We start from the raw sequence: 8810 nt of genomic DNA on the forward strand, positions 1-8810 counted from the left end.
TGGTGTCTTCACCTGGCGCAACGCCCAGACGATGGGCTGCACATCCACGAAGGTGGCGTTGAGGAAGCGGATTTCTTCGTGCGGTTGCCGGGCATCAGCACCAGCATCGTGCCCTCCTGTTCGATGCTGGTAAAGTACAGGAGGTCGCTGTCCTGCCGATACTCGTAGTCCACGTCGTGCGAGTAGACCTGCGTCGGGGCGCTCCAGAGGATCATCATCGTGCTCGCATCGAGCTGTTTCATGACGCGCGCGCGCCGCTGAGCGAGGTCCTCCTTCACCCCAGGCCGGCTGCCGGCCTGGGGACCCCGCTCCAGCGGGCCCGCCGCCGCGGATATCATCGTTAGAATCACGACCAGCGCCGCGATTGCGCTCGTCGCCAATGGGCCGGGTCTCATCACACGATGTGTTCGCACCATCACTCCTATACGAGTGCCTTCGAAGGCCGAGTCTTCACAATACACATTCTATCTTCGCGCGTGGAGGCTGAGGCCTCCGTCCGTCGGCCAGGCGTCCCCGGCGGTCGCACGCCGCGGGAAAGGGGTCTCGAGAGGAGCCATCCGCATGACTCGCGCGGTGTTCATCTGTGACGGTGTTCGCACGCCTTTCGGTCGCTACGGCGGCGCATTGGCGGCTGTGCGGACGGATGATCTGGCGGCCATTGCGATTCGCGCGCTCACGGCGCGCAATGCACCGGTCGATTGGGAAGCTGTCGACGATGTGTTCATCGGCTGCGCGAATCAGGCCGGTGAAGACAACCGGAACGTCGCACGCATGGCGGTGCTGCTCGCCGGTTTGCCCGAGGTCGTCTCCGCCACGACGATCAATCGACTGTGCGGCTCCGGCATGGATGCCGTCGCGCTCGCGGCTCGCAGCATTCGGTGCGGCGAAGCGGAGCTCGTCGTGGCGGGCGGGGTCGAAAGCATGACGCGCGCGCCATTCGTGCTCGGCAAGACAGCGGCGCCGTTTTCTCGCGCGCCCAAGCTCGAGGACACGACGATGGGATGGCGCTTCGTCAACCAGGCGTTGAAGGCACGCTACGGCGTCGATTCGATGGCCGAGACAGCGGAGAACCTCGTGGCCCAGTTTGGCATCGCCCGCCGCGATCAAGACACCTTCGCGCTTCGCAGTCAGCAGCGATGGGCCGCGGCTCACCGGGCTGGTGCGTTTGCCGACGAGATCACACCCGTGACGGTGCCAGAGGACAAGGATAAACGCCGGATCGTGGGCCAAGACGAACATCCCCGACCAGACACGTCGCTGGAAGCCCTGGCCAGGCTCGAGGGGATCGTCAGGCCCGAGGGCTCTGTGACTGCCGGCAATTCATCTGGCATCAACGACGGCAGTTGCGCGTTGCTCCTAGCCAGCGAAGCCGCAGTGCATCGGTACGGCTTGGACCCCAAAGTGCGCGTCCTCGGTGCGGCCACTGCGGGCGTGTCTCCGAGAATCATGGGTATCGGCCCGGTGCCAGCCACCCGCAAGCTGCTCGCACGACTCGGCCTGACCCTGACGGACATCGACATCGTCGAGCTCAACGAAGCGTTCGCCGCGCAAGCGCTTGCCGTCACACGACAATTGGGGTTGTCCGATGACGCCGAGCACGTGAATCCGAATGGAGGCGCCATCGCCATCGGCCATCCGTTGGGGGCGAGCGGTGCGCGCCTCGTCGCAACTGCGATGTACCAGCTCCGTCACATGCGTGGCCGATATGCGTTGTGCACGATGTGCATCGGCGTGGGACAGGGCATCTCTCTGGTTGTCGAACGGGTGTGACCCGCCGACGAGGCGAGCGGACCGCGGGTCCCCCTTTTGAGCAGCCAAGGTTAGAAGCAGTCCGCCCGCGCCTCGTTCCGATCATGCCGTCGCGTGCGACGAGGGTGTCGCAGCCGTTCGTCTGGCGAAGGGGTTCTCATCGGCCGTGGGTCCATAGATCGAGGGAATGGGCACGTTCAACATGCGCAGATAGACCACGAGCTGCCCGCGGTGATGATAGAAGTGATTCAGCATGAGACTCCTGAGCAGCCCGACGCGCGGCACGGTCATGAGCACCTCGCCGTGGTCTTCGAGCGTCCACGTGCCCATCAGTCGCTGGTCATCCAGGCGCGTGAGCAGATCTCGCACCGTCGAGAGACTCCGCTCGAATGTCTCGAGGATTTCGGTACGGGTTTCCGCCTCTTTCTGCTTGAACTCAGGGACCTGGAATACGTCCTGCGTCGCTATAGCACAGACCGCACCCTGAACCTGCGCCACATGCAGGGCGATCTGTCCCAGCGAGAATGACTTCGGGTGAGGCTTCCAATTGAGCTTGTCTTCAGGCACGCGCTCCAACAGGCGTCGGGTCGCCACCGCCTCTTGATCCATCTCCATCAACGTCGCGTCGACTACCATTGACATGTTCTCCTCCTATCTGTTTTCGTCTGAGAGAGCATCACGCCTGAATGTCGGCGCCCTGGTTCAGGACGCCAAGCAGTGCCGTAAGTCGATTGAGCGAGCATCACGTGTCCTGGCTCGCTTCATCGAGGAAGCGCAGCAACATCCGGCGAAACACAGCGGCCGTGAGCCCCCAGTTGCCGAGCATGGCTTGCTCGCCGGCCGCGCCGTAATCGTCGTCGTCCGGGCGCGGCCTCAGGCGCACGAAGGGCGGCAACCCATAGCGCATGGCAAGACCGTTGGCCCAGAGGCGCGCCGTGCGGCCGTTGCCGTTGACAAACGGATGGATCCGGATCCATTCCGCGTGTGCCCATGCGCACAGCTCGAGAACCGCCGCAATCCTGTCCGCGTCCAGTGCTGCGTCCCGTGGCACGAGCTCATCCAGCCGCGTGACCGCGCTGTGCAGCACCCGTTCAAATGCTGTCAGCGTGGCACCGACGTCCGCCGCGCGGACACCAAGATGTCGACCAACTCGTACCTCAGCGTGTTCCAAGCCGGCTTCGCCCCTGAACGCGCCCGCGTATCGCATGCCGGGTAGATCGAGACCAGTCAACATCTCCGCGTGCCAGCTCCGTGCCGCTTCGACGGTGGGGAGCTCACGGGCGCGTGCGGAGTCGCGGATCCGGCGCAGCACGGACCTGAGATTCTGCTGCAGCCGGGGACTGTCCGCATCCCAATCAGGCATTCAGCAGTCGTCGGATCTCGCGCCGGATCGGACCGGTGGTGGTCACCGATTCACCCTCGACCGTATCGTCGAGACGGGCTTCGGCCTCCGCAAACCTCGCGATGGCGTCCTCGAAGTCTGGGTCGCGCCGGCTATACGCCTGGAGGCTAGCCAGTTTGGCTTCCAGATCACGCTCCACGTCGCGGGTGCGGCGGTCAAGGTAAACCGCCAAGGCGTCGTGAACCAACTGGTTCATCGGCCTCCGCAAAATACGGCTGAGGTTCTCGAGAGCCCCGTGTGTCGCTTCGTCGATCCTCAGTGTGAACGCCTTTCGGGACATAGACCGAGTCTACCGGCATCCAACAGTGATGTCAAAACTAGATTATGACGTCAAATAGCGTCGACGCAGATGGGGCCGCTTCGACCTGGTCTCGAGCCCGGCTAGCGCAGCTCGGCCACCGCGAAGTAGGCGGTCATCAGGGAAAAGAGGAAGGCCGCCACGAGCCCGGCGTTCAACCGCGAATCCGCCGTATAGCTCCTCATGACATCCCTGCGGTTGATCAGGATCAGGATGGGGATCACCACGGCTGGGAGAATGAGGGCCTGGAACGCCTGCGAGAACACCATGACCGCGGGAGGACGCTCGTCCAGGAACTGCATGGCGAAGGCAAACAGCACCGCGACGAAGATGAGGATCCGGAAGAGCGGCGAGCGCATATCTCGTGGCCGCCCAGTGAAGTCGGCGATGAGCCAGGGAGCGATGAGCACGATTGGAAAGGCGGTGGAGAAGCCGGCCGCGCTTATACCCAGGATCAGGATGAATGCGGCGACCTCCCCACCAAGAGGCTCGAAGAGCTGAATCAGCTCCACCGTGTTCTCCAGTCGCAGACCCATCACGAACAGCGTGCCGGCCGAGACCGCCATGATGATCCCGCTCAGGAACAACATCATGCTGGCGGAGACGAAGGCGTCCCGCTTCTCCTGGGCGAGGTTGTCCACCGTCCACCCCTTCTCGGCGACCACGGTACTGCGTATCAGGAAGACGGCCGCCGACACCGTCGTGCCGGCCATCGCGGCAATCAGGTGCAGCGCGCCCGGCCCGCTCGGAATCCGTGGGACCAGCCCCTGCAAGATGACGCCGAGGTTCGGTCTGACCAGGATGAAGACCACGATGAACGAGAACGCCATGAAGATCACGATGACCGTCAGCAGCTTCTCGAACAGCTTGTAGCGGCCGTACCAAAGCAGGGCATAGAGCAGAGCTACCAGCACCACGGTGATCGACAACGTGCTGTAGCCACGGCCCCCTACTAATAGTCGCGACCCCTCCTGTAGGAGCTCGCTGACAATGCCCATGATCCCTATCAACGACAGGATCTCTCCGATGATCAGGGCCGTCATGATGTACAGCCCCAGCAGATCGCCGATGCGGAACCGGGGGAACGCCGACCGGAAGTTCGCCAGCGCGGTTTGGCCCGTCACGAGGGTGACCTGCCCATACGCGACCATCAGCACGTAGGTGAAGACGCAAGAGAGGGCAACGGTCCAGAAGAGCGACATGCCGAAGGCCGCCCCCGACGTGGCCATCGTGACGATGCTGCCCGTGCCAATGTTGTAGCCGATGAGAAAGAGCCCGGGGCCGATCGCCCCCAGCGCTATCCTGAGCTTGCGATACCGAGAAGGCATGGAGGTCTACAGCTCGCCGCGCGCAATCAGGGCGGGGTCGAGCAACGAGGTGGCCGATCGATCGGCAAACAGCGTCGTGTCGGGGTGCGTGCGCAAGATGGAGGCCGGCGCCATGGGGCTGATACCGTCGCTCAGACACGCGCGGACAGCCGCGGCCTTGCGCTCGTCGCACACGATGCACAGGATCCGGCGCGCCTTGAGAATCTGCCGAATCGACATCGACATCGCACGCCGCGGAACTTCCTCCAGCGCCGCGAACCAGCCCTCCCGGACCTGTTGTCGCCGGCACGCGTCGTCGAGATCGACGATGAAGTAAGGCCGCTCGGTGTGGAAGTCGGCAGGCGGGTCGTTGAAGGCAAGGTGCCCGTTCTCGCCAATGCCCACGAAGGCGACGTCGATGGGCGCCGCGCTTACCGCGCGACCCACGTCGTCGCACACCAGGTCCGCGTTGGCTTCGCCGTCGAGCAAGTGATAGGCCTCGATGCCCGTTGGGCGAATCAAGCGCTCCAGCAGATACCTCCCGAAGCTCGCCGGGTGCGTGACCGGGAGGCCGATGTACTCGTCCAGATGGAAGAGCTCGACACGTGACCACGGCAGATCCGTCTTGGCCGTGAGCGCTTCGAGGAACGCAAGCTGCGACGTGCCCGTCGCGGCGACGACGCGGGCGCAACCGCGGGCGGCGACCGCCTCCACGATCGTCTCTGCCGCAAGAGCCGCGGCTGCCTGTCCGAGATCCGAGCCATTCTCGAAGATTTCGATCCGCATGAGTGTCGAGTTACCTCCAGAAGACGAGCGTCTTCGTGCGTGTAAGGGGCCGGGTGGCGTTGGTCGGAGCACAGCAAGGACCTGCGACAGAGGTCGGTCCAGCAGCTACGGACCCCAGGCGGCCAGTTGTCTCTCGATCGACGCTCGCAGCGACGGAAGATATCGCAAGGCGTTCTCGTAGTAGATCTTCCGAAGCACGTTGTCGGGAAGGAACACGCCGTGGATACGCCAGCGGCCCTGCAGGGGAGCGCCAAGTGGCGACAGCATCTGCGCCGGATGATCGAAGTACTCGTCATCGGTCTCACAGAAGCGCCAGTGGGGTGTCCAGAACGGCTCGGCCTTCCGTCCCGGGCTGCCATCGCTGCCAAACAGGACGCGGTCCTGGTACTTGATCAGCCATTTGCGGGCAGTATAGGGCTGCCGGCCGAGATCCTGAAACCGCGCGGAGAGCTCCACGTCGGCGTTGGGAAAGCGGTCGAGAAGATTTCCCACCCGCTCCAGATCCTCCACCATGTTGCCGACATGGCCGAGCACGAAGCGCGTGTCGGGGTGCTTTGCCAGCATGTTCTCTTCGTGCTTCCAGATCTCGGTGTAGTGAGGCTGGCCTGTCCCGTAATAGTTGCCGGAAGGATCGCTGCGCCATTGGCCGGCTTCGTAGCGCTCGTTGTCGGGACCAATAGGATCCCAGCGCGCGATCGGGTCGCTGACATGGATCATCACCGGCTTCTTGTACGTGGCGCACATGGCCCAGATCGGGTCCATGCGGGGGTCGTCGCACTGAATATAGGTGCCGTCCGAATTCTTCAGCTCTAGGCCCAGCACCTTGTTAATCTTGAGCCCCTGCGCCCCCGCTCGAAAGGCGCGCTCCAGCTCCGCGGCGGTCTTCTCCGACCATCCGGGCTCGTTGATCCCCTCCCACACGGGTCGGGCGAAGTGAACGATCCGGTCCTTATAGGGCTCGCCCACCTTCATGTTCTTGTCCAGCGTCTCGTACATCCCACCGTCCATGTTGAGCACGGCGCCGAGACCCACCCGATCCATGTCGACGATCATCTTTTCGTAGTCTTCCGGTGTCTGCAGGCTCCTCGCGTGGAGGTGGAAGTCGATCACTGGGTACTTGGCCTTCTCGATCGGCGTGCGCTTCACTACGAGCAGGCTCTTGGGCATGGCGGTCTGCTCGGGCGTGGGCTTGAAGCCCGGGTACTCCGGCGAGGAAGAGTCGTTGCTCTCCGCCGGCGTTGGAGATGAAGAGCAGCCGGACACCAGAATCAGGACGAGCCCCCAGGGCGCCAGACGCATGGTCATGATGGTGATCCCGTTACCGACGAGCGACTGCTCCCGCGGAGGCCCGACGCTGGGCGAGCTGCGTCTCGATGGACTTCCGCAGAGATGGGAGATGCCGGAGCGCGTTCTCGTAGTACACCTTGCGCAGCACGTCGTCCGGCAGCCCGATGCCCGAGATGTTCCAGCGGCCGTGCCCGGGCGAGCCTCCGGGCGTGCGGATCTGCGCCGGGTGGTAGAAGTACTCGTCGTAGGTCTCCAGATATCGCCAGTGGGGGATCCAGAACTCGTCCGGCAGACGATTGGGATTGCCGTCGGAGCCCATCAGGATGCGGTCTTGGTACTTGATGATGAACTCACGCCACAGGCGGGGCGCACGACCGAGGTCCTGGAACGTCGCGGACATCTCGACGTCAGCATTGGGGTAGGTGTCGAGAAACGCGGCGAGCTTCTCGGGGTCGTAGTAGAGCATTGCCATATGGGCGCTCACGAAGCGCGTCTTCGGATGCTTCTTGTGCATGTTCTCACGCGCCTTCTCGATCACCTCGTGAGGCGGACCGTCGCTGTAGAGACTCCCCGAGGCGTCACCAGGCCGCCGCCACAAGCCGGCTTCATAGCGCTCGTTCTTCGGGCCGATCGGATAGAAGCGACCGATCGAGTCGCTCGTGTGAATCATCACCGGCTTGTCGTACTTGGCGGCCATCTCCCAGATGGGATCGAGGCGGGGGTCGTCGGCCTGGATGAAGGTGCCATCCGGATTCTTGGCGACCTGCCCGAGCACCTTGGACACCTTCATGCCCATGGCTCCGGCCTTGAAGGCGCGCTCCATCTCGGCAGCGAATCGCTCTGACCAGCCAGCCTCGTTGATGCCCTCTGCGCTGAACGTGATGAAGTTGGCCACCCGATCCCTGTACGGCTCGCCCGCCTCCAGGGCGACATCGAGCTCCTTACCGGTACCGCCGTTGAGATTGACGATAGCGCCCATCCCGATCGTGTCCATGAGCTCGATCAAGCTCTTGTAGGCTTCCGTGGTCGTGAGGCCGCGCGCATGCACATGGAAATCGATCGCGGGAAACTTCGCGCGCGTGATGTTGGTTCTCGGCAGCCGCATCAAGGTGACCGGCATCGAGGGGACGTCGGGCCCACTGGTCACCCAACCAGCCGGCGGCGCAATCGACTCCGTCGTTGGCATCGGTGGGGTCCACACCTCACCCTCTCCGACCGTCTCAGGTGCCCTGGGCTCGAGAGGTGCGTCTGGAGGAGGCGCGGCGCCTGACCACCCTTGGGGCTCGTCATCTTGACCAGCAGGCGGGGAGCCCTGGCTCGCCGATGCAGCCTGGGTGCCCTGAGAGCCATTGCCGTCGGGCGTTTGACACGACACCGCCGCGAGCCCCGCCACGAGCAGCACGACAATCGGTGACCAGCGAGCCATGAGGCACGGATCCTTTCTGAAAGCGTCTCACTCAGCCGCGCTCGAAACATGAGGTGCGGGTGCAGTGAGACGCCGGAGCTCCTCGAGATACTTCGGCACGGCGACCTTCGGCTCCTCGTCACCTGAGTATTCCAACGCAAGCCAGCCGCGATAGTTGACGTCCTGGAGGATCTTGACGATCCGCGGCAGATCGGCCGGCTGCGACCCCTCGGGCGAGCTGATCCTGGTCTTGACCTGCGCCGTAACAGCGTACGGTGCCGCCATGGCCAGCTCGGCGTACGGATCGCCGCTGCGGAAGTTACCGCTGTCCCAGGTGACACCGAACCATTCGGAGTCGATCTCACGGACGATCGACACCAGTTGCTCTGCCGTCGACACGATGCCGCCGTGGTTCTCGAGGGCGAGGATGATGCCCTTCGATCCGGCATAGTCGCAACACTCGCGAATGGCATCGAGGCACCACTGGCGCGCTTGCGCTTCGCTCGTGCCGTCTTGAAGGGAGCCGGCGAAGATCCGGATCGTCGGTGCTCCCATGTCGGCGGCGCGATCGATCCA

Annotated in this window: 10 protein-coding genes; 1 reads left to right on the top strand and 9 read right to left on the bottom strand. The window is 63.8% G+C overall.

Annotated elements, in window-relative coordinates; translation table 11 throughout:
* Positions 1-8: 8 nt before the first annotated feature.
* Positions 9-416, bottom strand: a complete 408-nt coding sequence (locus tag GEV06_27340; GenBank protein ID MPZ21575.1) for a hypothetical protein — start codon at positions 414-416, stop codon at positions 9-11.
* A 145-nt stretch (positions 417-561) separates the two neighbouring features.
* On the opposite strand from GEV06_27340, the gene pcaF reads away from it, so the two are divergent.
* Positions 562-1770 (top strand): 3-oxoadipyl-CoA thiolase, encoded by a 1209-nt coding sequence (pcaF, locus tag GEV06_27345; protein MPZ21576.1) that lies wholly within the window; start codon positions 562-564, stop codon positions 1768-1770.
* Between the two features lie 81 nt (positions 1771-1851).
* Here the strand turns inward: pcaF and GEV06_27350 are convergent, their stop codons facing one another.
* The 8 genes from GEV06_27350 to GEV06_27385 form a co-directional block, all read right to left on the bottom strand.
* Positions 1852-2391 (bottom strand): hypothetical protein, encoded by a 540-nt coding sequence (locus GEV06_27350; GenBank protein ID MPZ21577.1) that lies wholly within the window; start codon positions 2389-2391, stop codon positions 1852-1854.
* A 100-nt stretch (positions 2392-2491) separates the two neighbouring features.
* Positions 2492-3112, bottom strand: coding sequence for a hypothetical protein (locus GEV06_27355; protein ID MPZ21578.1), 621 nt, complete (start codon positions 3110-3112; stop codon positions 2492-2494).
* Positions 3105-3347 carry a hypothetical protein gene (locus tag GEV06_27360; GenBank protein MPZ21579.1) on the bottom strand — a complete coding sequence of 81 codons (243 nt, stop codon included), beginning with the start codon at positions 3345-3347 and terminating at the stop codon, positions 3105-3107. The genes GEV06_27355 and GEV06_27360 overlap by 8 nt, the downstream gene beginning before the upstream one ends.
* A gap of 185 nt (positions 3348-3532) precedes the next feature.
* Positions 3533-4777 carry a hypothetical protein gene (locus GEV06_27365; protein ID MPZ21580.1) on the bottom strand — a complete coding sequence of 415 codons (1245 nt, stop codon included), beginning with the start codon at positions 4775-4777 and terminating at the stop codon, positions 3533-3535.
* Between the two features lie 6 nt (positions 4778-4783).
* Positions 4784-5542 carry a glucosamine-6-phosphate deaminase gene (locus GEV06_27370; GenBank protein MPZ21581.1) on the bottom strand — a complete coding sequence of 253 codons (759 nt, stop codon included), beginning with the start codon at positions 5540-5542 and terminating at the stop codon, positions 4784-4786.
* 105 nt (positions 5543-5647) lie between these two features.
* Positions 5648-6847, bottom strand: coding sequence for an amidohydrolase family protein (locus GEV06_27375; protein MPZ21582.1), 1200 nt, complete (start codon positions 6845-6847; stop codon positions 5648-5650).
* A 13-nt stretch (positions 6848-6860) separates the two neighbouring features.
* Positions 6861-8255, bottom strand: coding sequence for an amidohydrolase family protein (locus GEV06_27380; protein MPZ21583.1), 1395 nt, complete (start codon positions 8253-8255; stop codon positions 6861-6863).
* A 27-nt stretch (positions 8256-8282) separates the two neighbouring features.
* On the bottom strand, positions 8283-8810 hold a 528-nt coding region (locus GEV06_27385; protein ID MPZ21584.1), incomplete at its 5' end, for a TIM barrel protein.

Source organism: Luteitalea sp. (assembly GCA_009377605.1).
In the GTDB taxonomy this organism is placed as follows: Bacteria; Acidobacteriota; Vicinamibacteria; order Vicinamibacterales; family Vicinamibacteraceae; genus WHTT01.